16 protein-coding genes and 3 pseudogenes are annotated in these 24,726 nt (G+C 69.0%); 6 read left to right on the top strand and 13 right to left on the bottom strand.

Features of this window, described 5'->3' with window-relative positions:
* Nucleotides 1-535: 535 nt before the first annotated feature.
* From ACIBA9_RS30300 to ACIBA9_RS30285, 4 genes are all read right to left on the bottom strand, one after another.
* A complete protein-coding gene (locus ACIBA9_RS30300; RefSeq protein WP_399367974.1) occupies nt 536-6,835 on the bottom strand; it encodes an SDR family NAD(P)-dependent oxidoreductase in 6,300 nt (2,099 codons plus the stop codon).
* A 159-nt stretch (nt 6,836-6,994) separates the two neighbouring features.
* On the bottom strand, nt 6,995-8,311 hold the full coding sequence (locus tag ACIBA9_RS30295) for a beta-ketoacyl synthase N-terminal-like domain-containing protein (RefSeq protein ID WP_399367972.1): 1,317 nt from the start codon (nt 8,309-8,311) through the stop codon (nt 6,995-6,997).
* 60 nt (nt 8,312-8,371) lie between these two features.
* Nucleotides 8,372-8,587: a DUF5988 family protein gene (locus ACIBA9_RS30290; RefSeq protein WP_399367969.1), complete on the bottom strand. Its 216-nt coding sequence runs from the start codon at nt 8,585-8,587 to the stop codon at nt 8,372-8,374.
* Nucleotides 8,588-8,922: 335 nt separating this feature from the next.
* Complete coding sequence (locus ACIBA9_RS30285; RefSeq protein ID WP_362164134.1) at nt 8,923-9,327, bottom strand: hypothetical protein; 405 nt, start codon at nt 9,325-9,327, stop codon at nt 8,923-8,925.
* 1,154 nt (nt 9,328-10,481) lie between these two features.
* Between ACIBA9_RS30285 and ACIBA9_RS30280 the strand changes: the two genes are divergently transcribed.
* On the top strand, nt 10,482-11,003 hold the full coding sequence (locus tag ACIBA9_RS30280; protein ID WP_399367966.1) for an ATP-binding protein: 522 nt from the start codon (nt 10,482-10,484) through the stop codon (nt 11,001-11,003).
* Between the two features lie 541 nt (nt 11,004-11,544).
* Here the strand turns inward: ACIBA9_RS30280 and ACIBA9_RS30275 are convergent.
* Nucleotides 11,545-12,082: pseudogene (locus ACIBA9_RS30275) on the bottom strand (transposase family protein); the annotation flags it as partial.
* Nucleotides 12,083-12,563: 481 nt separating this feature from the next.
* Nucleotides 12,564-14,405 carry an Ig-like domain repeat protein gene (locus ACIBA9_RS30270; RefSeq protein ID WP_399367964.1) on the bottom strand — a complete coding sequence of 614 codons (1,842 nt, stop codon included), beginning with the start codon at nt 14,403-14,405 and terminating at the stop codon, nt 12,564-12,566.
* 597 nt (nt 14,406-15,002) lie between these two features.
* On the opposite strand from ACIBA9_RS30270, the pseudogene ACIBA9_RS30265 reads away from it, so the two are divergent.
* A pseudogene (locus ACIBA9_RS30265) lies at nt 15,003-15,687 on the top strand (transposase family protein); the annotation flags it as partial.
* Between the two features lie 276 nt (nt 15,688-15,963).
* On the opposite strand, the gene ACIBA9_RS30260 reads toward ACIBA9_RS30265, so the two are convergent.
* Nucleotides 15,964-17,292 (bottom strand): IPT/TIG domain-containing protein, encoded by a 1,329-nt coding sequence (locus ACIBA9_RS30260; protein WP_399367962.1) that lies wholly within the window; start codon nt 17,290-17,292, stop codon nt 15,964-15,966.
* A gap of 480 nt (nt 17,293-17,772) precedes the next feature.
* On the opposite strand from ACIBA9_RS30260, the gene ACIBA9_RS30255 reads away from it, so the two are divergent.
* Nucleotides 17,773-19,005 carry a hypothetical protein gene (locus tag ACIBA9_RS30255; protein WP_399367960.1) on the top strand — a complete coding sequence of 411 codons (1,233 nt, stop codon included), beginning with the start codon at nt 17,773-17,775 and terminating at the stop codon, nt 19,003-19,005.
* A gap of 373 nt (nt 19,006-19,378) precedes the next feature.
* Entirely contained in the window at nt 19,379-19,600 is a 222-nt protein-coding gene (locus ACIBA9_RS30250; protein ID WP_399367957.1) for a hypothetical protein, read from the top strand.
* Between the two features lie 23 nt (nt 19,601-19,623).
* Here ACIBA9_RS30250 and ACIBA9_RS30245 read toward each other — a convergent pair whose 3' ends face one another.
* Together ACIBA9_RS30245 and ACIBA9_RS30240 are read right to left on the bottom strand one after the other, a co-directional pair.
* Nucleotides 19,624-20,514 (bottom strand): NmrA/HSCARG family protein, encoded by an 891-nt coding sequence (locus tag ACIBA9_RS30245; protein ID WP_399368074.1) that lies wholly within the window; start codon nt 20,512-20,514, stop codon nt 19,624-19,626.
* A gap of 82 nt (nt 20,515-20,596) precedes the next feature.
* Nucleotides 20,597-21,037, bottom strand: a complete 441-nt coding sequence (locus tag ACIBA9_RS30240; RefSeq protein ID WP_399367955.1) for a MarR family winged helix-turn-helix transcriptional regulator — start codon at nt 21,035-21,037, stop codon at nt 20,597-20,599.
* Nucleotides 21,038-21,527: 490 nt separating this feature from the next.
* Here ACIBA9_RS30240 and ACIBA9_RS30235 point away from each other — a divergent pair, with 490 nt between their 5' ends.
* Entirely contained in the window at nt 21,528-21,908 is a 381-nt protein-coding gene (locus tag ACIBA9_RS30235) for a DUF6233 domain-containing protein (RefSeq protein ID WP_399367953.1), read from the top strand.
* Here ACIBA9_RS30235 and ACIBA9_RS30230 read toward each other — a convergent pair.
* From ACIBA9_RS30230 to ACIBA9_RS30220, 3 genes are all read right to left on the bottom strand, one after another.
* Entirely contained in the window at nt 21,905-22,060 is a 156-nt protein-coding gene (locus ACIBA9_RS30230; protein ID WP_399367951.1) for a hypothetical protein, read from the bottom strand. The two genes, ACIBA9_RS30235 and ACIBA9_RS30230, sit on opposite strands and share 4 nt — an antisense overlap.
* Before the next feature lie 112 nt (nt 22,061-22,172).
* Entirely contained in the window at nt 22,173-22,652 is a 480-nt protein-coding gene (locus ACIBA9_RS30225) for an HIT family protein (RefSeq protein ID WP_399367950.1), read from the bottom strand.
* Between the two features lie 152 nt (nt 22,653-22,804).
* Nucleotides 22,805-23,383, bottom strand: coding sequence for a TetR/AcrR family transcriptional regulator (locus ACIBA9_RS30220; RefSeq protein WP_399367948.1), 579 nt, complete (start codon nt 23,381-23,383; stop codon nt 22,805-22,807).
* 88 nt (nt 23,384-23,471) lie between these two features.
* On the opposite strand from ACIBA9_RS30220, the gene ACIBA9_RS30215 reads away from it, so the two are divergent.
* On the top strand, nt 23,472-24,353 hold the full coding sequence (locus ACIBA9_RS30215; protein WP_399367946.1) for an SDR family oxidoreductase: 882 nt from the start codon (nt 23,472-23,474) through the stop codon (nt 24,351-24,353).
* A gap of 82 nt (nt 24,354-24,435) precedes the next feature.
* Here the strand turns inward: ACIBA9_RS30215 and ACIBA9_RS30210 are convergent.
* Nucleotides 24,436-24,678 (bottom strand): annotated as a pseudogene (locus ACIBA9_RS30210) (hypothetical protein); the annotation flags it as partial.
* Nucleotides 24,679-24,726 lie beyond the last annotated feature (48 nt).

Below are 24,726 nucleotides of genomic sequence, written 5' to 3'. Positions count from 1 at the left end.
GGAGTCGCCGCGGGGGACGTGGCGTGGGCGGATGCGGAGCGTGCGCGGGCGCCGAACCGCAGCATCGGCTCCCCACGCGCGGGCCGACTGACGGGGCGGCCATGCCCTCGTCGGCCTGTGGTCGGACAGATGACCCGGGGACCACCGGGCCTCGGTGCTCCGTCGGAGACACTGATCGAAGGTTCGGCCGCCGCCGGGTCCGGCGCAGTGCCGGCCACTGCGGACGGTAGGTCCCCCATGGGGACGACGGTCACCGACGTCGGCGAACGGCGACCCGGAGCGGAGACAACAACCGGCCAACCGGGTCTTCGGTCGCCGCGGTCGACTTCGTCCGCGTGAAGGCGGGCAGCAGCTCGGCCGGAGCGGACACGTACCGGCCTCGTTCCTCACCGGGGGCCGCGGTGGCGTGACCGTCACCGGCCGCGGCCAGGAGGCAGGAGGCCCCGCCGAGACGGGCCGGTTCCGGCTCTGTCTCGGCGGGGCGAAGCGGCGTGAGACGCCGCCGGCCGGCGGCCGTAACGCGTTCGGCCGATCGTCAGGCGTCCGAGTGCGAGGCGTCCTCCCGCGCCACCAGGCCCATGTGAACGGCCAGGGCGGTGGCGAGGGATGCGATGGTCGGGTGCTGCCAGACGAAGTTGCTCGCCAGACGGACATCGAGATCCGAGTCGAGACGGATGCGTAGCTCGGTGGCCAGGAGCGAGTCGAATCCGAGCGACTTCAAGGGTGTCTGCGGGTCCAGTGTGGTGCTCCCGGTACGCAGGATCGCCCGGATGTGGTCGGTCAGATAGCTTTCCAAGGCGGTCTGACGGGCAATACCCGGGGGCAGGGCCTCGATGCGGGCGCGGATGTCCGCATTACCGCCGATGGGTCCGTGCCGCTCCTCGGGGACACCTTCGCGCGTCAGGAGGGCGAACAGGCTGGAGTCGGCGGCTGCCCGGGGGATCCAGGTCGCAGGCGGCCCGGGGATCACGGCCGTCTGCACCCTTCTATGGGTGAGGAGACGGTGCAGCGCCTCAAGACCCCTGCCGGTGGGAATCGTCTCGTACCCGCGCTCGGCGAAGTCGGTGGCCTGGCCCGTCTCTCCCCACGGCCCCCAGTCGACGGCCAGCGTGGGCAGGCCCTGGGCCGTACGCCAGGTGGCGAAGGAGTCGAGCCAGGCATTTGCCGCTGCGTACACTCCTTGGCCGGCGTTGCCCAGCAGGGAGCTCATCGAAGAGAACAGGACGAACCAGTCCAGCGAGCGCCCCGCCGTGGCGTTGTGGAGGTTCCAGGCACCGGCGACTTTGGGAGCCCACACCCTTTTGAGCTGGTACTCCCGGATGGTCGCCAACGCCGCGTCCTCCAGGACCATCGCGCAGTGCACGACACCGCGCAGCGGCACACCGTCCTTGGTGGCGGCCTTGACGAGCCGTTCGGCATTGCCCGGCCGCGAGATGTCGCCCAGTACGACGGTGGTCTCGGCAGCGAGCTCGCTGATCACCCGCGCCGTGTCCAGCGACGGAGGGCGGCGGCCGTTCAGGACGATCCGGCGGGCTCCCTGCTCCGCCAGCCAGCATGCGGTGGCCAGGCCCAGCCCGCCCAGCCCGCCGGTGATGATGTAGGCGCCGTCGGCACTCACGACGGGTGGGCCCTCGGGCACCACGGCGGTGGTCTCGCCCCGGTCGGGCACGGTCAGCACGATCTTGCCGGTGTGCGCGGCCCGCGCCATCAGGCGGAAGGCCTCCGCGGCGCTCTCCCACGGGTACTCGGTGCACAGCAGTGGCTTGAGTCGCCCTGCGGCGATGTGCTCCATGACTTCGACCAGCACCGTGGCGAACAGTTCCGGTCGGCTCTGCTGCAGTTCGATGAGATCCACGGTGCTGAAGGTGATGTTGTGGCGCAGCGGGCCCAGCTTCAGGGCCGCGTCGGCCAGGATGTCACGGACGCCCAGCTCCACGAAGCGTCCGAAGGGGCGCAGGGTCTCCAGGCCGGCGCGGACCGCGGGTCCTGTCAGGGAGTTGAGGACGACGTCCACCCCTTCGCCGCCGGTGGCCCGCCGCGCCTCTTCGGCGAACGCCAGGGTGCGTGAATCCATGACACAGTGGATGCCCGACGCGCGGAGCTGGTGCCGCTTCTCCTCCGTCCCGGCCGTCGCCAGGACGTCCGCACCCAGCAGGCGAGCGACGGCGATCGCGGCACGGCCGGTTCCGCCGGTGGCGGAGTGGATCAGTACGCGTTCACCGGGAGCGAGCCGTGCGATGTGCTGCAGGGCGTACCACGCGGTGACGTAGGCCGTGGGCAGTCCGGCCGCGGTGGCGGGTGTGACGTCCCGTGGCATGGGGACGACGGCGGTGGCGGGGACGGTGACGAAGGAGGCGAAGGCGCCGCCCTCCAGTTGCACGGCCAGCACGGCGTCTCCCCGACGGAGGTGGTCCACGCCCGGACCGATTTCGCTGACTACACCCGCGCACTCGAAGCCGATGCGGTAGACGGCGGCCGGCTCGGAGCCGAGCATGCCGAGCGACGTAAGGACGTCACGGAAGTTGACGCCGGCTGCCTGCACCTGCACTTCCACCTCGCCGGGACCGGGCTTACGGCGTCCGGTCGCCGCCGGTTCGAGGCTGTCGAGGTCGCCGAACCGGCCGATACGCAAGCGGAAGCCGTCGTGGCCGAACCGGACGGTGCGGGTGGTGCGGGCCGCCGTCTCGGCGGGTGTGAGGGGGGCGCGATCGATGCGTGCGACGTATCGGGTGCCGCCGCGCAGTGCAACCTCGTCCTCGGGGGCGCCGGCGAGGAGCTCGGCGGCCAGTGCCCGCAGTCCGTCCTCGCCGGGATCGGTGTCGACGAGCGTGGGCCGCAGTTCGGGCCGCTCGACCGCGAGGACCCGGGTCACACCACGCACGCTGCTCTGGGTGGGGTGGCCGGCCTCGCCCGCGAGGACGGCGTACGCCCTCCCGGTAGCCACGTACAGCCGTCGTGGCCCGCCGGTTTCGTCAGCCGCCTGGGCGAGGGCGAGCAACCGCCGTGCGCGTTGCTGCGCGCCCTTGGTGGGGTCGGTGTCGGCCGTGGCGGACGAGCCGCACAGCAGGACGACGGCGCGCCAGGGATCGCCGTCGGCGGCGAGGTACTGGGCGAAGACCTGGGTCAGGGGGCCAAGATCCTGCGAGGCCGCCAAGGAGACGTCCCGCACCCGGACTCGGGCGCCGGCGGCCCGCAGGATCGCGCTCAGGCTGTCGGCCCGGCCGTCGCCCTCACCGAGTACCAGCCAGTTCCCGGGTTCCGTCGCAGTGACGGCCGGGCGGGGCGAGCGGTGCCAGCCGAGTTCCATGAACCACTGCTCGACGGCACTGTCCTCGGCAGGTGTGCCGCGGCGGAAGCGCACGTCGTCGAGGGCGATGACCGGGCGGCCATGTGGGTCCAGTGCCCGGACGTTCCCGGAGAGGGTCGTACCACTGTTCTCGGTGATCAGCGCGTGGGCGTGAACGGCTTGGGCAGGGTCGCCCAGCAGGCGCAGGGTGCCGATCCCGACCGGCAGGATCGCCGCGGGTGTGCTGTTTGCCGCGGCTCCCGCGACCAGCAGTTGCAAACAAAGGTCCAGCAGGACGGGGTGTGCGCTGAGTGCGGGCGCCGGCTCCCGCGCCGTCTCCGGCACTCGGACGCGGGCCCAGAAGCTGTCCCGCTGCCTGGTGGTCCGCAAGGCGGTGATGCCGGTGAAGGCGGGACCGTGTTCCAGCCCGCAGGCGCGCAGTCCGGCGTAGAGGCTGTCGGGGTCGAGGGAAACGGGATGCCTGCGGTGCAGGCCGGGGATGGAGGCGGTGCGGGTGGCGCGGGTCGCGAGTGCGCGACGGGCGATGGCCGAGGCGTGCAGTTGCCACGACCCGTCCGGGTTGCGGGAGTGCATCTCGCACGTGGCTTGGCCGCCGTCGGCGAGCGTGACGGTGGTGCTCAGTTCGGTGTCATGGTTCAGGCGCAGCAGATCGTGGAAAGTGACGTCGATCAGGTCGATGTCCGTGGCGGTGGCGGACAGCGCGGTGACGGCGGCCGTGTGGAACACCGCGCAGAAACCGGCTCCCGGCAGGACGGGGGCGCTGTGCACGCGGTGATCCTCGAGCCACGGCAGGTGCTGGACCGGAGCGGTGGTGTGCCAGCTATGGCACACCGGGTCGCCGGGAACCTCGGTGTGCCGGCCGGGCAGTGCTCCGTCGTGGGCGGGTGCCGGCCGGCCGACAGCCCAGTGACGTGTGCGGTCGTACGTGATGGAGGGCGCGTCGGCCAGTGAGCCGTTGCCGTACAGCGGTCTCCAGTCGACGGTCCCGCCGTGGCAGTGGAGGGTGGCGAGCTGCGTGCGGAAGACGGTGACCTCGTCCAGCCCACGGCGCAAAGTGGGCATGACCACGGCGTCGGGGAGTTGCTCTGCCAGGCAATCGGTGAGGGACTGGGTGACCACGGGGTGGGGCGAGATCTCGATGTAGATCTGGTGCCGGTCCAGGGCCGCGGCGGTCACGGCCGGGTGGAAGCGGACGGGTCGGCGGAGGTTGTCGCACCAGTACGCGGCGTCGAGCAGCGGGCTTTGCCTCGGGTCGTCACTCACGGTGGAGTAGAACGGGATGTGGGGCGGGCGGGGGGTCAGGTCGGCGAGTGCCTGGTGGAGGTCCGGAAGCAGGGGATCGACATGCGGGCTGTGCGAGGCGACGTCCACCGCGATGGGCACGGCGTGGACGCCTCGCTCCTCCCACCGCGTGATCAGGCGGGCCACCTGGTCGGCGTCGCCGGAGATCACGGTGGTGTCGGGTGCCGCCAGCACCGCCACGGATACAGCGTCGGCCCCGGCGTCGACGAGTGTCGCTTCCACCGTGGTCCGGTCCAGGCCGACACTGGCCATGGCTCCCCTGCCGGCGATCCGCTCCAGTAGGGCCGAGCGCCGGCAGATGACGCGTACCCCGCCGGCGAGGGTGAGGGCTCCGGCCACGACCGCGGCGGCTGCCTCTCCCATGGAATGGCCGATGACGGCGGCCGGTTGGACACCATGTGCCTGCCAGGTGGCGGCCAGGGCGATTTGCAGGGCGAAGAGGACCGGTTGGACCTTCGGGCATCCGGTGAGCGGCTCGTCTGCCTGGATCAGGTTCAGGCAGGAGAAGCCCGCCTCCCTTCGGATCAGTGCGTCGACCTCGGTCAGGGCCTTGTGGAACGCCTGGTCGTGGGCGAGGAGTTCGCGGCCCATGCCGGTCCACTGTGAACCCTGGCCCGAGAACACCCAGACGGGACGGCGGGGGGCGGTGACGTCGCCCGTGCCGGAGATCAGTGCGGGTGCCGGCAGGGCGCTGACGAACAGCCGTAGCGCCTCGGCGGTCTCGCCGCGGGACCGGGCGATCACCGCGAGGCGTCCCCGCCCGGGGCTGCGGCGCACCGCCAGGGTGTGGGCGACATCCCGGAGCGGGACGCTCCTGCCCTCCGTCTCCAGCCAGTCCGCCAGTCTGCGGGCGGCTTCAGGAAGCGTCCTGTGGGACCCGGCGGCCACGAGGATCACCTCGGGCGGTGCTGTCCGGGGATTGCGTGGGTAGGGCAGAGTGGTCCGGCGGGTGGGACGCGGCGGTTCCTGAAGGATGACGTGGGCGTTGGTTCCGGAGAAACCGAATGAGGAGACGGCGGCGAGTCTGACCGGCTCCTTCCCTGGCCACGTGGTGTTCTGCAACGGAATGAACAGGCGCGTGCCGTCGGCACGGATGGCAGGGTTCCACCGTGTGAAGTGCAGATTCGGCGGGATGACACCGTTCTGCAGGCACAGGACGGTTTTGATCAGCCCGGTGATTCCGGCGGCTGGCTCCAAGTGGCCCAGATTGGTCTTGACCGATCCGAGGGCGCAGGGTGACAGACCCGAGCCGTACACGGCGGCCAGACTCGCGAACTCCACCGGGTCGCCCACGGGGGTGCCCGTGCCGTGGGCCTCGATGAGTGAGATCCGCGCGGGATCGACACCAGCCCGGTTGAGCGCGGCGCGGTACAGGGCCTGCTGAGCGGTGGCGGAGGGGGCTGCGAGTCCGTCGGAGCGGCCGTCCTGGTTGACCGCGGATCCCCGGACGACGGCGAGGATGCGGTCACCGTCCCGGCGGGCCTCGGACAGACGCTTGAGGACGACGACGCCACACCCCTCACCGCGGACGAATCCGTCCGCCGCGGCGTCGAAGGTGTGGCAGTGCCCGCTCGGCGAGAGCATGCCCATCCGGGCGAAGGACCGGGTGACGCGGGGGGCGAGCATGAGGGTGACGCCGCCGGCGAGGGCCAGGTCGCACTCCTGGCGGTGCAGCGCCTCGCAGGCCAGGTGGAAGGCGACCAGGGAGGACGAACACGCGGTGTCGAGGGCGAGGCTCGGGCCGTGCAGACCGAGGAGGTAGGAGATCCGCCCGGCGGCGACGCAATGACCGTTCGTCAGGATGGAGCCTTCGAGTTCCTCGGGGCGGCCGGCCAGTTGGTCCATGTAGTCGTTGTAACTGAGCCCCGTGAAGATGCCGGTCGAGGAGCCGGCAAGCCGGTCGGGGGGCAACCCGGCATGTTCCAGTGCCTCCCAGCCCACCTCCAGGAGCAGTCGGTGCTGGGGGTCGAGGACGTCCGCCTCACGGCCCGCGACCCCGAAGAAGTCCGCGTCGAAGCGCGAGACGTCGGCGAGATAGCCACCGTGTCGAAGGGCCGGCTGCGCGCCGGTGGGCGGCCCGTTCCCGGGCCCGGCCGCCTCGCGGCCGGGTGGAGGAGCGCCGACGGCGTCGCGCCCCTGCGACAGCAGACGCCACAAGGCGGCCGGGGAATCGGCCTGTCCGGGAAGTCGGCATCCCATGCCGATGACGGCGATGGGCGCGTTCACCGGCCCTAGGTTGTTTCTTTCGCTGACCACAGAACTCTCCTTGCTGGGGTGGGTGGGCAAGCGCGGACCGCTCCGGAGCAGTGGCACCTCGGACCGCCTGACCGCGCCGGGTCCGCGGTCCCGCAACAGGCGAGGGCGATCGGAGGGCAGCCACGGTGATCAGACGTCCGGCCCGCCCAGCAGGATCGCGCTCTTCACTCCGCCGACCTGGTAGTTGAAGGTGAACGCGTGGTCGAAGTCGAGGGGACGCGACAGTGTCCCGGGGACTGGGTCGAAGGTCAGCTTCTCGTCCGGTTGCTCGCAGTTGGCGGTCGGGCATACTTGCCCGTTCTGCATCATGAGCAGGGTCAGTGCCACCCCCAGGCAGCCGGCGGGTGCGCCGTTGTGGCCGAAGCACCCCTCCTGCGAGGACATGAGAAGGTCGCGTGAGGCAGGGCCGTACAGCTCCCTGATGGCGTTCGCCTCGAACGTCGTGACGACCACGTTGCCGTCACTGCCGCCGTGGATGTAGGGCACCTGACCCAGGTTCCAGGTGTCACCAAGGCACCTTCCCACCGCGGACACCAGTGCCTTGCCGGTCTCCTCGCAGGCCAACGGGTTGGCGAGTCCGTCGCGCGTGGTGGCCTGAGCCAGGATTTGGCCGTAGAGGCGCGCACCCCGTGCGAAGGCGTGTTCCCGGCTCTCGACGACGACGGTCGCCGACCCCTCGCCGTGGTTGATGCAGTCCGCGCGCCGGTCGTACGGACGCATGAGGGAATCGAACGATGGCAGAAGGCTCGGCATGTCCTCGGAGCGCATGGCGTCGTACGCCTGCTGCGCTCCACTCAGCAGACGCTGGATGTTGCGGATCATCGTGATGCTGAAGACGTCGACTCCCGTCACCACCGCGATGTCGGTCTCCCCCGAGGCGATCATGCTCAGGGCGTTCCCGAGCTGGAGTGCCGATGAGGCGCAGCCGCACGACACCGTGAAGTTGGCGCCTCTCGACCGGGTGAGCGCCCCCTGGACCAGGGCGACGTCGGAAGGGGTGACGGCCTGCTCCGCCGCGACGAACATCTCCAGCGCCTCGGCCACCGGGTAAGTGGCCGGGTCGGCCCGCAGCACGGCGAGGTAGCTGTCGATGTTGGCGTCCACGCCACCGCGGCCGACCAGGATGGCCGCGTCCTGCAGGTCGCGTTGTACCTCCAGGCTGGCGTCCCGGCACGCCTCCGCAAGTGACACCAGGCCGAAGCGGTGCGCGTCCGTGTAGTGGCGTGAGAAGAATTCCGGGATGCCCGGTACGTGTTCGTCGAACGCTGCTGAGGACAAGTTCACGCTGCCGTAGTAGACGCCCTTCTTGACCAGGCAGGACGTACCGGTGGAAGCGACCTTCCAGAGGTCCTCGGCGGTGAAAACCGGGTTCTGCGGACCGGGAAGGCACAGCCCGATCCCGGTGACGACGGCGTCCCGCGCGCGCACGCCGGTGCGGCGCCTCACGAAGCACCCGCTTGTGACGGACAGTCGATCATGGGTTTCCCCTCAGGGTGAAGTGCGTGACTATTCGGCTACATACGTGCGGCGACACCAGCGGTAGACGGGCAACTGCTCACCTTCATGGAGGGAGTAGGAACCCGAGAATTCGAAGTGTTCGTAGGCATTGCCGCACAGCAATTTGACTTTGGGTTCGTCCTCCAGGGAGGCGACTTCCCATATATCGGGAACCACAGCCCAGCTCGGGCCTCCGGTAAGTATGATCCGGACCGGTTTTTCCACCGACCTACTCCCCTTTGCAGAGGAATCGTCGATAGAAAGGGGGCAGGGGAGGGCGACCTCGGCCGGCCATGAGGAGGGACCGGCACAGAGAATTCATGAAAGAACGGAGCATCATGATGTCCTGCCAGATGTGAACGGAAGCAGGTTACGAGCGCACCGTGGAGCAAGGGCCCACGGGTGCCGACTGGGCCAGGCACCAGCCGTCCGTGGTTGGTGCCCGGCCTGTGTACCGCCTGCCGGACTGGGGGGAGAGGCGTCCGGCAGGCGGTACTTCCCGGCTTGCGCCGGGGAAGGGCGGGGGCCAGGGGACGCGTTGACCACCCGCCCGGCTCAGGTCACGATGCGTTGGCCAGGGCCTGGGTGATGGCCGACGCGGTGGCCTGCTCGGAGCTCAGCGCCGCGCTCGACGCGCCGAGCAGGTTGTAGACCAGGGCGGTCGCGTTGGTCGCGGTCGCCGTGAGGACGTTGGACCCCACAACCTGCGGCTGCCCTTGGCAGTCTCCGATCGCAGACAGCAGGTAGGTGGCGGTGGCGACGTTGTGCGAGCGGGCGCCGGCGGGGTTGCTGGCTTGGTCGGCCGCGATGGCCGCGTTGTTGGACGTCTGCGCGGCCTGCAGGTCGGCGACGCAGGACGAGACGGCCGCGGCGGGAGCCGCAGAGGCCAGCGGGGCGATGCCCACGATCGCGCCGGCCGCCATGGTGGTGACTACGGCGGCAGCGGCGAGACGGAAACGGATCATTGTGCACTCCCTAGAGGAGACGGTTATCGCGCTGATGAGTCACGACGCCGGTGGGAGCGATCCCAAGGTGACGTTTCGGAGAGTGACTGCTGAAACAGGGACTCGACCTGATCGCCGCGCACTGCGCACTGCGCACTGCACACTGGGAGTGACGACCGGAACGGGTAGCGGTCACGTCCCCGGAAAGGGATGGGCAACCCGCCGGTTCGTGCTCCAGTAATGCTTCAAGCGCCAGCCTCTTCTCAAGGGAATGCCGCCCGCATCACCCGATTGGCGTACGGCATCGGCTCATAATCCCCGGCATATCGGTCAGCCGCGCGCACGGAGGCAGAGCCTCCTTCTTTCCGGTTCAACCATAGGTAACGCACCTCGAAAATTACCGTAGGCCGCCAGGACGGCGCACACGAAGTTCCGAAGGGCGCAAAGACGGCGCACACGGGGCGGGACACGTCTCGACGGAGCACCGGCCGGCGTCCGCGTACGGGATGGCGCGATCTTTGCCATCCACCGAGCAGGTTTACCGATGCGCTTGCAATTCGAGAGAAAAGCGGTTGGATATTTATAGCGCTATGCGCTACCCGACCCGAGAAGCGAAAAGCACAGGCACACAATATGAACGACGCCCATAAGGGACACTCGATCCTAGCGCGCCCGGCATGCACACCAGAATTATAATCATTTCACCTTGCACCGTTCGGGTGTCATCCACCCGACAAGTGTTGCTGCCATATGCAGCGAAGGCGGATAACAGTGGCATCCAACAATGGGCTGCCCTTCTTCTCCGGGGAAGCGGTCATCCGATCTTCCGCGCGTCGGCTTGCCGGCCGCTGCATGTCGGATCGCCGCGATGGGCACCCCGAGAGAAGTGTTGGATCCGTCAGCCGGCGTCGGCCGGCGCCGGCTGACGCGACATGCGGCTCCGCCACCAAGGGAACACGCGGGAAAGCCATGGCACTGGTTCCCGTCATCACGGACGCATTCATGCACGTCCCGCCGACGCGGGAAGCACCGAATCCCGTCGTCGAACACGGATATGCCGTGCATGCCTGACGCGACGGTCGCATCCCAGCGCGTCGGGCGCCGACCCGCACCCCCAGGGGTACCGGCACCTCTCACTGATGCCTGCACCCCGACAGCACCAGGAGAGACCAAACATGGCGACCGACTTCGAATGCGCGCGGATCAGCCTTTCCCCCCAAGACATCGAGCAATGGCCCGACTCATGCGCGGTCCGGTCAACGGTTCCGGCACTGCGCCGCTCACACACGATCGTCGTGCAGCTCCCAGCGGTGGACCGGGCCGTCCCCATCTGCCGGCACCTGACTCGCTTATGGCTGGACCAGCAGCGCTTAGCGGACGAAAGTGTTCGTCACACAGCCCTGCTGGTCACGACTGAACTCGCCACGAATGCCGTCGTCCACACGGACAGTACCGTCATCACCGCCAAGCTGCGGCGACGTCGCAATGATCTCCGCATCCAGGTGCGCGACCAGGGAATCACCTCCGCGGACAAGCACCACTGGCACAACGGCCTGCAATTCGGTCGTGGCTTCGGCATCATCGCCAGTTCGACTCGAGCGCTGGGAACCTACGTCGCCGATGACGGAGCCCGGACCATCTGGGCAACCATCTCCCTGACGGACGACCAGGCGCTCTGCCGGCCCGAAGAGCCCTGACATCACCCACCAGAGGCGGACTGCGCCAAAGCGGTTGTCCCATGGTCCCCGGCCGGTTGCCATGCCCAGGGGACGGACTTCGCGGCTGCTCCGAGAGGCCGACGATGTCGTCGGCATCGGCCGACACCACGGTCAGCACGCGCCGCGGCATCCACTGGATCGCGACTCAATTCCCGCGAGCGTTCGGCCCACAAGACTGCGTGCTGCCACTTCGCCGGCCCGCGCCTGCAGACCTGGATATTTGGATCGAGGACGCCATCCGGACCGCCCCTTCCACTCGCCACCACTCGATATGCGCTTGGTGGGACCGCGGGCACATCGCGTGGCTTCAACGACCATGAGAACGGCAGCATGAGAACGGCCTATCGTCGGCACGCTGACGCTGACGCCGACTCCGCACCGACGCGACCAAGAGCGCCTTGTCCCCCGTGCCGGGACAGGGCGCTTCGATCTCTTCTAGGCATTTCCACTCCCCCCGTGGCCTCCTCCTGGGGTGTGGTCGACCCCTGTACAGGCCACCGATACCCAGCGAGCTGTTTCGACGTTGTCTCTCCGGGGTGAGGGCGGCGGCTGTGATGGCGGTCATCCGGTTCGGTCTGCAGCGAGCTCGACGGGAGATGCGCCATGACTTCGGTCGCGTGATGCTTCGTTCGACGGGTGCGCGTGTCGCCGACAGGGCCCGGTTGATCGTTGGCTGGGTGGCGGTGAGGTCCTGGTGCGCAAGGCGTCTGATCGGTGTGGTGACCCGAGAGCCGGCGCCGATGTGGGCGGTCGGCGAGGACGGGCACGTTTTGCCGTTCGAAGAGCCGGATGATGCGGTGGGTGCGGGCTGCGGTCGGGTCGTGGGTGCGGCCGGGCAGGGCGGGCGAGATCCGCGGCAGTTCGCCGCCGGGCGCTCGGCGTGCGAGGTGGCCGGCGACGGCGGTGACGTAGGCGTGGGCGGTGCCGACGGATGTTCCGAACCCGGCGGCGATCTGCGTAAGCGGGTCGTGTCGGCGGAGGTAGATCAGGGCGACGAGAGCACGCTGGTGCGGCCGGGGCCAGCAGCAGCGCTCGCCCTCACGGGTGACGGTGAGCATGGTTGCCCACTCGACCAGGGCGTGAGACACGTCGAGCGAGACAGAACAGAAAACCAACCAGGCTCCTGCGCTGATGAGTTGAGGCGTCGCATGCCTCTCTCAACGGCACAGGAGCTTCGTGCGTTGCGGGACACCGGCCGGCCACCCGATCAGTAGCCACTCCAAAAGAACTCAGCAGAGTCGGGAGAGTTCTACGCCTGACCCTCCCGCTCCTGAAGGCTGTGCTGACCGAGTGGCTGTTTGGCAGCCGATGTGCACCGTCATCAGCGCAGAGTCGGAAAGTTCCGCCGCCCTTCCTACGCCGTGATCTGCCGATCACCGTACCGATGCTGGAGCCGCCCCCGCGGCCGGAGCCCCGCCTCTGAAATTCGCGCGTGTCCCCGACGCCCTCGACTGGTCGGCCGGCTCGTCCCGTTGGGCCACGGTGTATTCCTCCCGTCGCAGCAGACCAGGCGACGTGGGGTTTTCGGAGCCGGTGAGATCAGCCCGGAAGGGGGATGAACAGCAGGATTCCGTGGGCGGTGGCGGCGGTGTAGCAGGCAGTGCCGGGGAAGGTGGCGGTGTAGAAGGGGGTGGCGAAGACGGGGACGATGGCGTTGTGGATGGTGGCGGTGCCGTTGGCGTCGGTGACGGCGGTGCCGAGGTTGACCGGGCCGAAGAGCGTGGTGGCGGTGAAGGTCACCGGCTGACCGGGCACCGGCACCCCCGAGGTGGTCTTCAGGGTGGCGCTGAGGGTGGGGATGTAGAACTCGGGCAGCGGGGTCAGCCGGAGCCGGATCGTGCCCGGCTGCGCGGTCAGCGTTGTGGGGGTGGGGTTCACGGTGACCGGGGTGCTGGCGGTGGAGCCGGTGAAGCAGCTGTCACCGCTGTAGGCGGCAGTGAGGGTGCCGGTGGTCAGGGCGGTGGTGGTGAAGCAGGCCTGCCCCGAGGCGTTGACGGGGACCATCTGGGTTTGGCCGTTGGGGAGGGTGAAGGTGACCGTGCCGGTCGGCACTGTGGTGGTGGCTGGTGCCTGGGTGATGGTGGCGCAAACCGTCACGCTCTGCCCGCAGGTGGAGGGGTTCGGCATCACCGACAGCGTCGTCGTTGTGGGGTTGGGGCTCACGGTGACGGAGGTGGGGTTGCCGTTCACGGTCGCGGTGAACGTGCCGGCAGTGTAGGTGTGGGTGGTCTGCCCGCTCCCGGTGGCATCCAGGGGGACGGTGACCGTGGGGCTGCTGTCCCCGAAGTCCACCACCGCTGTTCCGTTCGGAGTCCCCCCGGAAATGCTGAACGTCACCGATTGCCCGCACACCGGCGCCGCAGGCAAAAGCGTCACCGTCAACGGCGAGATCTCCGTCACGCTGGCCGAATTGGCGTTGGTGACGTAGACGTTGCTGTTCGGCGCCGCCGCCACCGAGAACGGGAACGCGCCGACGGGGACGGTGGCCAGGACGGTGTTCGTGGTGCTGCTGATCACCGTCACGTTGTTGGAATTGCTGTTGCCGACGTAGACGTTGCCGTTCGGCGCCACCGCCACCCCGAAGGGGCCCGACCCGGTGGGGACGGTGGCCAGGACCGTGTTCGTGGCGCTGTCGATCACCGTCACGTTGTTCGAAATGGTGTTGGTAACGTAGACGTTGCCGTTCGGCGCCACCGCGATCACCCCCGGAACCGTGCCGGCGGGGACGGTGGCCAGGACCGTGTTCGTGGCGCTGTCGATCACCGTCACGTTGTTCGAGGTCTGGTTGGCGATGTAGACGTTGCCGTTCGGGGCAACCGCCGCCGCCCCCGGGAACCCACCGGTGGGGAGGGTGGTCAGGACGGTGTTGGTGGCGCTGCTGATCACCGTCACGGTGTTCGCGTTCCGGTTGGCGACGTAGACGTTGCCGTTCGCCGCCACTGCCACCGCGTCCGGGACCGCGCCGACGGGGACGGTGGCCAGGACCGTGTTCGTGGCGCTGCTGATCACCGTCACGTTGTTGGAAGTGCTGTTGGCGACGTAGACGTTGCCGTTCGGCGCCACCGCCAGCGCGAACGGGCCCCCGCCGACGGGGACGGTGGCCAGGACCGTGTTCGTGGCGCTGTCGATCACCGTCACGTTGTTCGAGCTCTGGTTGGTGACGTAGACGTTGCCGTTCGCTGCCACCGCAATCATGGCCGGGTCTGAGCCGGCGGGGACGGTGGCCAGGACCGTGTTGGTAGTGCTGCTGATCACCGTCACATTGCTCGAGTTGGCGTTGCCGACGTAGACGTTGCCGTTCGGCGCCACCGCCACCGCCAGCGGGGTCGTGCCCGCCGGGATCGTCACCGTGGAGAACGCCGTACTCAAGGGTGCGGCCACAAGCCCCCGTACGGCGCCCACCTCAGATCCACCGGTCGGTACAACCGGCCGATACCCGCCGGCTACCGCCGGAGCTCCCCACCCACATGTAGTCGGTTCCATGACAAACCTCTCTCAGATGAGAGGGCCGCCCAAGAATTCCCACCGGGGCCCGCGTCGCACGGCGCCGCATACGTGAACCGGATCACCGCTTACAACCGGGACAGAGAGAGGACACACCGGCATGTACCACGCACCGGCTCCCCGGAAGGGTTGCCCATCTCTCCCCGGAGAGATGGGCAACCCACCGGAAAACGGTCACCACCATTAACCCGAAATGGCCAACAAAGCACCATCGTCTTGACTCGACTACCACCCGGATGGACCAACACGCAGTCCCGCCTGGGCGCGTCGTCGGAGAGGACGAACTGGCGCGCAAGGTGGCCCGGAACGTGGAGCTGAGCAGGGGGCGGGTGGCCGGCCGGTGTCCCGCAACGCACGAAGCTCCTGTGCCGTTGACAGAGGCATGCGACGCCTCAACTCATCAGCGCAGGAGCCTGGTTGGTTCTCTGTTCTGTCTCGCTCGACGTGTCTCACGCCCTGGTCGAGTGGGCAACCATGCTCACCGTCACCCGTGAGGGCGAGCGCCGCTGCTGGCCCCGGCCGCACCAGCGTGCTCTCGTCGCCCTGATCTACCTCCGCCGACACGACCCGCTTACGCAGATCGCCGCCGGGTTCGGAACATCCGTCGGCACCGCCCACGCCTACGTCACCGCCATCGCCGGCCACCTCGCACGCCGAGCGCCCGGCCTACTGCGGGTTCCGCGGGAAACCGATCCCGATCACGTCCTGCTCGACGGAACGCTTGCCGAGTGCGACCGCGCCGGTGACGGCCAGGCCGACCTCTCCAAAAAGCACCGCCGCCACGGCGTGAACGTGCAGGTCATCGTCGATCCCGCGGGCGAACTGCCGCGGATCTCGCCCGCCCTGCCCGGCCGCACCCACGACCCGACCGCAGCCCGCACCCACCGCATCATCCGGCTCTTCGAACGGCAAAACGTGCCCGTCCTCGCCGACCGCCCACATCGGCGCCGGCTCTCGGGTCACCACACCGATCAGACGCCTTGCGCACCAGGACCTCACCGCCACCCAGCCAACGATCAACCGGGCCCTGTCGGCGACACGCGCACCCGTCGAACGAAGCATCACGCGACCGAAGTCATGGCGCATCTCCCGTCGAGCTCGCTGCAGACCGAACCGGATGACCGCCATCACAGCCGCCGCCCTCACCCCGGAGAGAAAGAGCCAAGTGAGCGGCGGCGGAAAGGCCGGAGCGGGTGCATCGGCCGGGGATACCCAGGCGTTGCTTCGTGGCCCCGGCCGGTCCGATGTCGTCGTCAGCGTGCCGCGCTCGAACGGGTTTTGCCGACCGAACGCGGGCCTTCGGAAACACCGCGGCAGGCAGGCCGGCCGACATGTCATCCGGTCCATCGCCGCCTCCCCCTCTTACGGACCCGCACGGCGGACCGGTGTGCCCTCACGAGCACACCGGCGCCGCCTCTTCTTGCCGCAAGTGGGATCAGACGTACAGGAAGGTCCCCGGGACGGTGACGAGGCCGAACGGGGTCACCAGAGTTACCGTCGCCGATCCGATGGGATGGGGCGGGGTGGTTCCGGTGACGGTTGTCGCACCGGCCGTCACCCCTGTCGCGGCGACGCCGTCGAACAGGACGGCGACAGTGGCGCCCAGGTTGCTGCCCGTGACGGTGAAGCCGGTACCACCGGCCACCGGGCCGGTCGCCGGAACAATTCCCGTCGGCGACGGGGTGGGCAGCGCCGGGAAGTAGGTGAACCCTCCGGGGACCGTTGTGCTGCCGCCCGGGCCGGTCACCGTGACGGATACGGTTCCGCCGGCTCCCGGACCCGCAGGGGTGAGGCCGAGCAGGAGAGTTCCGGTCGGATCGATGAACAGCACCGTTGCTGGTGTGCCGCCGAAGATGACGCTCGTCACCCCGGTGAGCCTGGTGCCCGTGATGACGAACGGAGTACCGCCGGTGGACGGTCCGACCGCCGGGAGAATGGCCGCCGCTGTGGGCGGGAGGGGTGGTGCTGTGTAGGTGAAGCCTCCGGGAACGGTGGTAGCTCCCGAGCCGCTAATCAGGGTGACGGTGGCGTTCCCGGCCGCGCCGGCAGGTGTGGTGCCGGTGACACTGGTGGCCGTGGCGGTCACACCAGTGGCTGGTACGCCGTTGAAGAGGACACCGGTGACACCGGACAGGTTGGTACCGGTGATGGTGAAGGGGGTGCCACCGGTGGTGGGCCCGCTGCTGGGGCTGATCCCGCTGGGGGCCGGCGGTGGTGCCACATAGGTGTAGGGGATGGGGTTGCTGGTGCCGACCGGGGTGGTCACGGTGACCTGTACGGTGCCCGGGGCATGCGGCGGCGCGATCACCACCAGGATGTCGAGGACCGGATAGGCCCCTCCCGGCCGGCCACCGTCGGAATGTTCTCCGCTGCGGCCGTCGTTCCCTTCTTCCCGACCCGGATATGCCGGGGCCGCGCTCGTCGGCCCGTGCCAGTGGTCATCCGGGTAGCCGGGGTGGCCCCACTGGATGATGGTGGCCGGCGTGCCGCCGAAGGAGACGCTCCTCGCGTCACGCAGGTTCTGCCCGACCAACCGGACTGTGTTGCCGCCCGTGGCGGGTCCGTCGGGCGGGATCGCGGCGAGCAGGAGGGGCGGACCGGCGGGCGGTACGGGCCATGAGCCGGTGAGCTCGTAGGGTGGGGCATTCACGGTCATTGTTATGGGTTCCTTCGCTGAGAAGTGATGAGGAAACCGGCTCGGTGAAGTCGAGCGCGCGGTGTCGGTGTCGCCGTAACTGCTCGGGGAGCCGGAGGCCTGGTTCACAGGACAGAGCGTGGCGCGAGTGGTCAGCGCCAGGTGCTGTGCCGTGGGCGGGGCCGACTGCCAGGCACCGGCTGCCCACACGGATGCGCGGCATGTTCACGGCACGGAGCGTCCAGCTCTCGCTGGACACGGGCGTGAACTGAGCCGGTGGGCGCGGCAGCCCACGGTGCCGCACCCAGTAACCCACCGGATGGCCCATGCGCCAACAGTGGCGGCCCTGGGCCACTCGTTCGGCGTAACCGGAAACCGCTCTGGGTGTGCCGACAGCAACGTGGAACGCATCAGGCGCTGTTGCGTCCCCCACGCCGGCCCACTGGGCCGATCGAGTGACAGCACTCGCCGGGGGGTGGCCCTCTCGAGTTCGGCTGTGCTTGTAATCGTCAGTGTCGGCAGGCGGGGCGCCCATCCCAGCCGGAATCGACCAGCCATACCCGCGAACGGTGGCTGTGTCGTAGGGGGCTCCCCGCGGATGCGTCGCGAGTGCGTCGTATCCGGGTCCGCAGCCTCGTGGATGGGAACCTCCCCCGCTCTCCATTTCCTCCCTCCAAGGGGTCTACTCTCATGGCACTTACCATCACTCCTCTCACCGTCTCCGCCTGTTCCAGTTTCACCGTCTCAGCGTCGGGGGCTCCGACCACGGCGGTGAACGCAACGTTCACCTATGACGGCGTGCCCCCGCAGACCGTGGCGGTGACGGCGGGCACCGCCGGTCCTGTCACTTTCACCGCAACCGGTTCCGGCGCCCAGTTGGTGGTGGTGGTCTACACCAACGCCGGCGGGGCGGTCGTGGGCGCCGACGCCGGCACCGTCACGGTCACTGCGGTCCCGGCCGGAACCCTAAGCACGACGCTGACCACCGTCGGGGGCATCACGACGGCGGCCACCACCCTCACCTGCCCGGCCGGACTGTCCGGCCTCAATGGCACGATCACTTACACCCTGCCCGGTGGGGCGACCGTCACAGCCACGGTCACCAACGGTGTGGTGGCCACGGTCCCGCTGGGGGTGAGCCTTCAGCCGGGACAAAGTGTCGGTGTCAGCTTCACACCTGCTGCGGGTACGTGCTCGGCCTGCACGTTCGCACCCATCACCGTCACGGTGCCGGTTCAAGCGACCTGCTCCGTGGTCGTGCTGCCGGTTTTCGCCCCGGTGAGCGTCGGTCAGGCAGTTCAGGTCACCGCGATCGTGACCTGTGGCGGCAGTCCGGTGGCCGGTGCAACGGTGACCTTCAACGGCGGCACATCGCCGGTGCCTGTCACCACCAATGCCCTCGGCATCGCCACCGGTCTGCTCACGTTCGGTACGGCGGGCACCGCCACAGTGACCGCCACCGTCACGGCGGCCGGCACCTCGTGCTCCTGCAGCGGCGTCGTCTCCCTGCCGATCACCATCCTGGTACAGCAGTCCGGCAGCGGGCCTCTGCAGGCATTGCCCGCCTGCTGGCGGGTGAACGTACCGTTCCCCCTGCCGAATCTGTTCACCGCCACCCTGAGCGCGAAGGTGACCCCCGCCACGGCCGGCGTGACCGTGACGTTCTCCGTGGGCGGTCAGGTGGTCGGCACCGCGGTCACCGACGCCACAGGTACAGCCACGTTCAACGCCAACCTGTCGCTCCTGCAGATCCTGAGCGGCACTTACACCGCCTCCGCCACGGTCAACGGTACGCCGGTCCAGGCCACCGGGACCCTGACTCCCTGCCTGCCTCCCGTGTGACCTACCCCCGCCGCAGTCGTGGAAGGCGACGCCGACGCAGTCGCCCCCTCCGCGCGGACCGGCCGGCACACACTCGCGCATCGTGTGCCTCGTCCTGACGTGCCTTGCCCGCCTCAGCAGGTAGCGGTTTCCGCATCGCTCGACGCTGAAGGCGGGCAGGGCCCTTGTCTAGCGGTGCGAAGCGCTGGAGTCGACGGCTGCCTTCATCCGGCGGCGCCAGGCGAGGGCAGCCGTCCCCACCACGGGAAAGACAACTCCAGATGTTTGAGTCCGCCTTCAGCCGCCCGGCCGGCGCGGGCGAAGATGAGGTCATCGTCCCCCACGCCGGGCAGCAGCCCACCGCCCGTTTCACCGACGATGGCGCCCTGGCCTGATGAGCACCCCTGCCTTCCCGTCCGTGCGCCACGCCCCCGCCTTGACCGCCCACGCCGGCCAGCTCTGGTACTTCATGTGCGACCTAAACGGCACCCGCAAGACCACCCTGGTCCGCCACGACGCCGGCTGGAGCGACCTGGACACCGTCATCCACACCCAGCCCCAAGACCAACCTGCCGCCACCAGCCACAACAATCTCTACGCCTTCTACCGCCGCTGAGCGCCGAGGTCAGGGCGGGAGGCTTAGCAACCAGCCACGTTTGTGGGCGCGGTCCAGCCGGTAGCTCGGATCCACTCGACCAGGTCCAGAGTGGCCGGCTCGATCGAGCGCACCACCGTGAGGTCTGAGGGGTAGTCCGCCGCCTTGGCGAACTCACGGAACATCACCTTGTCGAGGTCGTTGGGAAGCACGCTCAACGGGAGTGCCTCGTACCGTGCCGGGAGCCCGGCGCGCGCGCCGAACGCCGCGGCGATCTGGGGGCCCGTCAGCTCGTCGCCGACGAGCTCGACGGCTCCGCCGGGCGCCTCTGCGGTGTCGAGCAGGAGCGCGGCGGCGACCCGGCCGATATCCCTGACCGAGATCATCTTCAGGGCGACGTCCTCCGGCAGCGGCAGCCTCAGCACGATCTCCCCATGCTCCAGGCTCGGTGCCATCACGCTCGCGAAGTTCTCCATGAAGGCGGTCGCGCGAACCATCGTGGCCCTGAGGCCGGACTTCCTAAGGTGCTCCTCGATCGAATGCTTCGAGTCGTGGTGCGGCACACCCGACTCTCGGTCCGCTCCGAAAACCGAGTTGAACACGACGTGCGGGACACCCGCCTCGACCGCCGCGTCGACGAGCGCGGTACCGATGCGGATCTCGGCCTCGACCTCTTCGAGGCTGTTCGCCTCCGGGGTCATGAAATAGAACCCCTCGACCGTCGTCAGGGCGGCGGCCAGCGACGCCGGGTCGTCGGGCCGAATGGCTGCCAGTTCGACGCCGCGAGAGGCCAGCGCCTGAGCCCGGTCGGACTGCGGATTGCGGACCAAAGCCCGCACCCGCGTCTCGTGGTCCAACAGCGCGTCGACCACCGCCCCGCCCTGTTGCCCGGTCGCGCCGAAGACTGCGATCGTGCCGGTCGTCTGTGTGCTCATCGCTGCCACCCCTCATTAGTTCATGCCGTGAACGAAATTAGTTCACGGCATGAACTTCGTCAAGGCGCGGGCTAGCGAAGCCTTACGGTGTGATGGGCTGGTCCGGGGTGGGCGTAGAGAGGTCCGAGGTGTCCACGATGGCGGTGGCCACGCGCTCGAAGTCGCGCTGGTCGTCAGCGTCGAGGTTCCTCGCGATCTCGGGCAGGCGCTTGGCGACCTCGGCGTAAAGGGCGTCGGCGAGCACCTTCCCCGTGGGCGTCACACTGAGCATGACGACCCGTCGGTCCTGCGCCGAGCTTGCCCGGCCGACCAACTCTCGCCGCGCGGTGCGATCGACCAGCTGGCTCAATGCGTTCTTGGTCATACCCAATGACGCTGCGAGGTCAGCCATCTGCCGCGGCTCGTTCCTGACTGCGCAGAGCAGCGTGGCCTGCGAGGGGGTCAGGTCAAACCCGGCGCAGATCTGCGCGTACTTGCGTTGAATCAAAACCGAGAGCCAGAAGAGCTTGTCGCCATAGTCCACGCCGACCTCCCCGGTCCGATGACGAACGATCAGCCTACTCGCCACGGGCCAGCAGTCGCGTCGGCCTCGGCCGGCCGGTCGGCCACCGGTGGCTCTACGCCACCTTTGGTCCCCATGTTCCTTCTCGGTCGTCGGCGGGTTCAGCTTCAGCCCGGCAGCCTCGTCAGGCACCCTTCGGCGATGGCGATCTCGGCCACCTGGACGAGAGCTCGCTGATACGCCGCGGCGCTGCCGGGCTGCTTCTGCCACCAACAGCACACCACGCCCGCAGAGCGCCGAACGGAGGATCCGGAGAAAGAGCCCAGGTCAACCCTTCGAGCCGTGACTATGCCCGCCACCTCAAATGCACAGCCCGACAGATCCAGTCCAGTGCTCATCCGCCATCTGCAGTGCTCAGTCTCACTGGGTGTGGGTGAGGTGGTCGACGCGGTGTTAATCGAATTGGAGCGTGTGTTCGATTGTGCGGGCAAGCGGAGGCACGGCAGGCCCGGTGAGGCAGGAACGGAGCAGGTCAGGTGAGTGGCAGCAGCCGCTCTCACGCCTGGACGCGCTGCGGTTCGCCCGCCGCGTCATCGAGCAGCAGGCGACGGCAACGCCGGCCCAGCTCGACGGCTGGATCGCTGCGGAAGAGCGACGCGAGGCGGAGCGGCGCCAGGGTGAGCTGATGCGACCGACTCCCCCGAACTGGCTGATCCAGTACGGGCCGAACCGTACAAACATCGACGCCGTGCACACCGGCGACTGCTGGGCGGCAGCCACGAGCGGCCGGTGCCGTCCCCCGACCCGGCAGCAGGCACTCGACGCGCTGCGACAGCAGGTTCCGCCGTGCCCGCACTGCCGGCCCGACACCGCACTGGGCGTCCTGGACTAGAGCGGCCGTTCCGGCCAGGCGGGTCCTCGGGCGCCGGCCGCGGGCGCCGCGCCCGGGTCGGGGGCTCTGGCGCGCAGCACCTGGGCGGTGCGCTCGCAGGCGCGGGCGAAGTACTCACGGAAGGGCGCGACCTGGGCTTGCGCCCCACGCACCGGCGTCCTTGGGTGGCAACCGGCCCGGGGCGGGCTGGTCTGTGCTCGGACGGGTCCCCGTCCTGACGCGTTCGGGAGGGGCACTGACCGTCATTGATCACCGAGCCCGCCGTCAGCCCATCGAACGCAACCGATCCAGTTCGCTCCCGATCCCGTCCCTCAGCACGTCATGCTGCGGACCCAGCCTGAAGCCCTCGTCTCTCCACCGGTCGCCCGGATACAGCCACACAGGCTTGCCCACCAGCTCGGCCGGCTCCCACTCGAACCGCGGCCAGACATGGGCATGCAAGAACGGGTCAGTGTTCCCCAGAATCTCCAGGTTGACCCGGCGGAAATCGGGGTCCAGGCGCCGGCAGACGCGCTCAACGGCTTCTCCGAGCCGGTCCATGTCGGACAGAAACGACAGCCGCCTCGCCCTCGGCAGATTAGACAGCCGCTGAACACCTGGCTCGTCCACGAGGAGAACCGAGTAACCCGGCAAGAACTGAACGTCGCCGATCACCGCGAACCCCGACTCAAGCCGCCGCAGCACGGTCGGGTTCTCACCTCGCAGAGCAGTCCCGATCCGATCCATCCGCCAGTCACCGGTCATGGCCCCAAACTTAGCCACCGGTGATCAAGGCCCGCTCTTCGCTCCCCAACCTCCCCACACACATCAAGAACCAACCAAGTGAGGCGAGGAGCGACCCTGGCCGTTTCACGGCTCTGGCCGCAGTTCCGTGAACGGCGGGGTGAGGTTGCCGGTCAGCCCAGCGAGGCGCTCGCGGCACGCAGTTCGTCCAGGGCTGCCAGGGTGTACTTGGCGAGCTCGCCGTTGCCGTCATGGTCGCCCTCGGACCATTGGGCGTATCCCCGTTTGAAGGCGAGGACGCCCAGCTCGCCCGCCAGAGCCGCGGTCGGATCGGGTATGCCGCGGGCGACCAGAGCGGCCGTCATCGCGGCCGCGAGGCCGACGCTCTTGAGGGCGTCACGCTCCTGGAGTTCGGCGCTGGCGGCGACGGCCGCCTTCAGGCGAGGCGCGAGCTCGCGGCTCATGGGGCCCATCGCGCTCGACGCGCGTTCCAGACCGGCGGCGACCGCCTCAAGCGGGCCGGCGTCAACGGGTGCGTCGGCGATCCCCTCGGACAGCAGGCGGCTCAGCGTCTCCTGTCCGGCCACCAGCAGCTCGCGCTTGTCGGGGAAGTACCGGAAGAAGGTGCTCTTGGTGACTCCCGCCCGCTCGGCGATCTGCGCGACCGTCGTGGCGTCGTACCCCTGCTCGGTGAACAGGTCGACGGCAGCCACGACGAGGCGTTCACGCGCGCCCGGTTCCCATCTGCCCATGGTCACCATCCTAAGCGATGGAACTCTTGTCCCATCACTACGCTAGAGTGATGGGATAAGAGTCCCATCACTTCTGGGGGAGTTCTCCATGCGCGTTTTCGTCACCGGCGGCACCGGTCTGATCGGTTCCGCTGTCGTCGCCGAACTGCTCGACCACGGCCACACTGTCCTCGCACTCGCCCGCTCCGACGCATCCGCGCAAGCCGTGGAGGCGGCCGGTGCCGAGCCCTTCCGGGGAGCCCTCGCCGACCTGGACACCCTTCGCGACGGCGCCGCCCGGGCCGACGGGGTGATTCACCTCGCGTTCGACCACGACTTCAGCACCCCCGACACCCTCGCGAAGTCGGTCGCGGAGGAGGGTGCCGCCCTCGCGGCCCTCGGCGAGGAACTCGTCGACAGCGACCGCCCCTTCGTCACCTGCTCGGGTACGCCCTACGTACCCGGCCGCGCCTCCACCGAGGCCGACCCGCTGATGACCGAGGGGCCCGTCGGCGGTCGCGGTCGTGCGGTCACGTCGGTCCTGGGCCTGTCCTCGCGCGGGGTCCGCAGCAGCGCCGTACGCCTGCCGCGCACGGTTCACAACCAGGGCTCCGGCGGTTTCGCCGGCCTGTTGACCGACATCGCTCGCCGGACCGGAGTGTCCGGTTACCCGGGTGACGGCTCACAGCGCTGGCCGGCCGTGCATGCGCTCGACGCGGCAGTCCTCTTCCGGCTCGCCCTGGAACAGGCGGACGCGGGTACCTCCTGGCACGCCGTGGCCGACGAGGGGGACAGCGTTCGCGACATCGCCACGGTCATCGGACGACGGCTGGACCTGCCGGTCGAGTCGGTACCGGCGGAGACCTTCGGCCCCCTTGGCCAGGTCTTCGCGAGCGACCAGCCCTCGTCCAGCGCCTACACCAGGCAGGCGCTCGGCTGGGACCCCAAGCACCCAAGCCTCCTGGAGGACCTGGAGAACATCCAGCCCTGACCGGCGACCGTTCGGGCAGCACCCTCTTGAGTGTTTTCATTCGGTTCACGTGACCTTCAACGAAGCCAGAACTCCACGGGCGGGTGAGGCCGGCGGTGACAGCGTCGAGGTCTTCGCGGAGGAAGCCGGCGAAGCCCTTCATGGGCTTCGGTGCGTCCTGCTCGGCCTGCCGGATCCACTCCAGCAGCAGGTATTCGCGCTGGTGGTGAACCAGGTCGGCGAACGCCCGAGCGAGATCGCAGGCCCGGGTGATGTCCGGGCAGGCGAGACGGACTTGAAGGTGCCGCTCGTCCTGGCTTTCGGAGAGCGTCTCCCGGTGCCGCATGATCCATGAGGTGATCTCGCGAGGGCTCGGAATGTCGGCCCGGACCGG

It is taken from the genome of Streptomyces sp. NPDC051452, assembly GCF_044454765.1.
Taxonomy (GTDB): domain Bacteria; phylum Actinomycetota; class Actinomycetes; order Streptomycetales; family Streptomycetaceae; genus Streptomyces.
This window is presented reverse-complemented; position numbering and strand designations above follow the sequence as displayed.

Excerpts from the sequence above, each read along its gene's own strand:
- ACIBA9_RS30285 (WP_362164134.1), bottom strand. The coding sequence starts at position 9,327 with ATGATCCGTTTCCGTCTCGCCGCTGCCGCCGTAGTCACCACCATGGCG.
- ACIBA9_RS30280 (WP_399367966.1), top strand. The coding sequence starts at position 10,482 with ATGGCGACCGACTTCGAATGCGCGCGGATCAGCCTTTCCCCCCAAGAC.
- ACIBA9_RS30250 (WP_399367957.1), top strand. The coding sequence starts at position 19,379 with ATGAGCACCCCTGCCTTCCCGTCCGTGCGCCACGCCCCCGCCTTGACC.
- ACIBA9_RS30245 (WP_399368074.1), bottom strand. The coding sequence starts at position 20,514 with ATGAGCACACAGACGACCGGCACGATCGCAGTCTTCGGCGCGACCGGG.
- ACIBA9_RS30225 (WP_399367950.1), bottom strand. The coding sequence starts at position 22,652 with ATGACCGGTGACTGGCGGATGGATCGGATCGGGACTGCTCTGCGAGGT.
- ACIBA9_RS30220 (WP_399367948.1), bottom strand. The coding sequence starts at position 23,383 with ATGGGCAGATGGGAACCGGGCGCGCGTGAACGCCTCGTCGTGGCTGCC.
- ACIBA9_RS30215 (WP_399367946.1), top strand. The coding sequence starts at position 23,472 with ATGCGCGTTTTCGTCACCGGCGGCACCGGTCTGATCGGTTCCGCTGTC.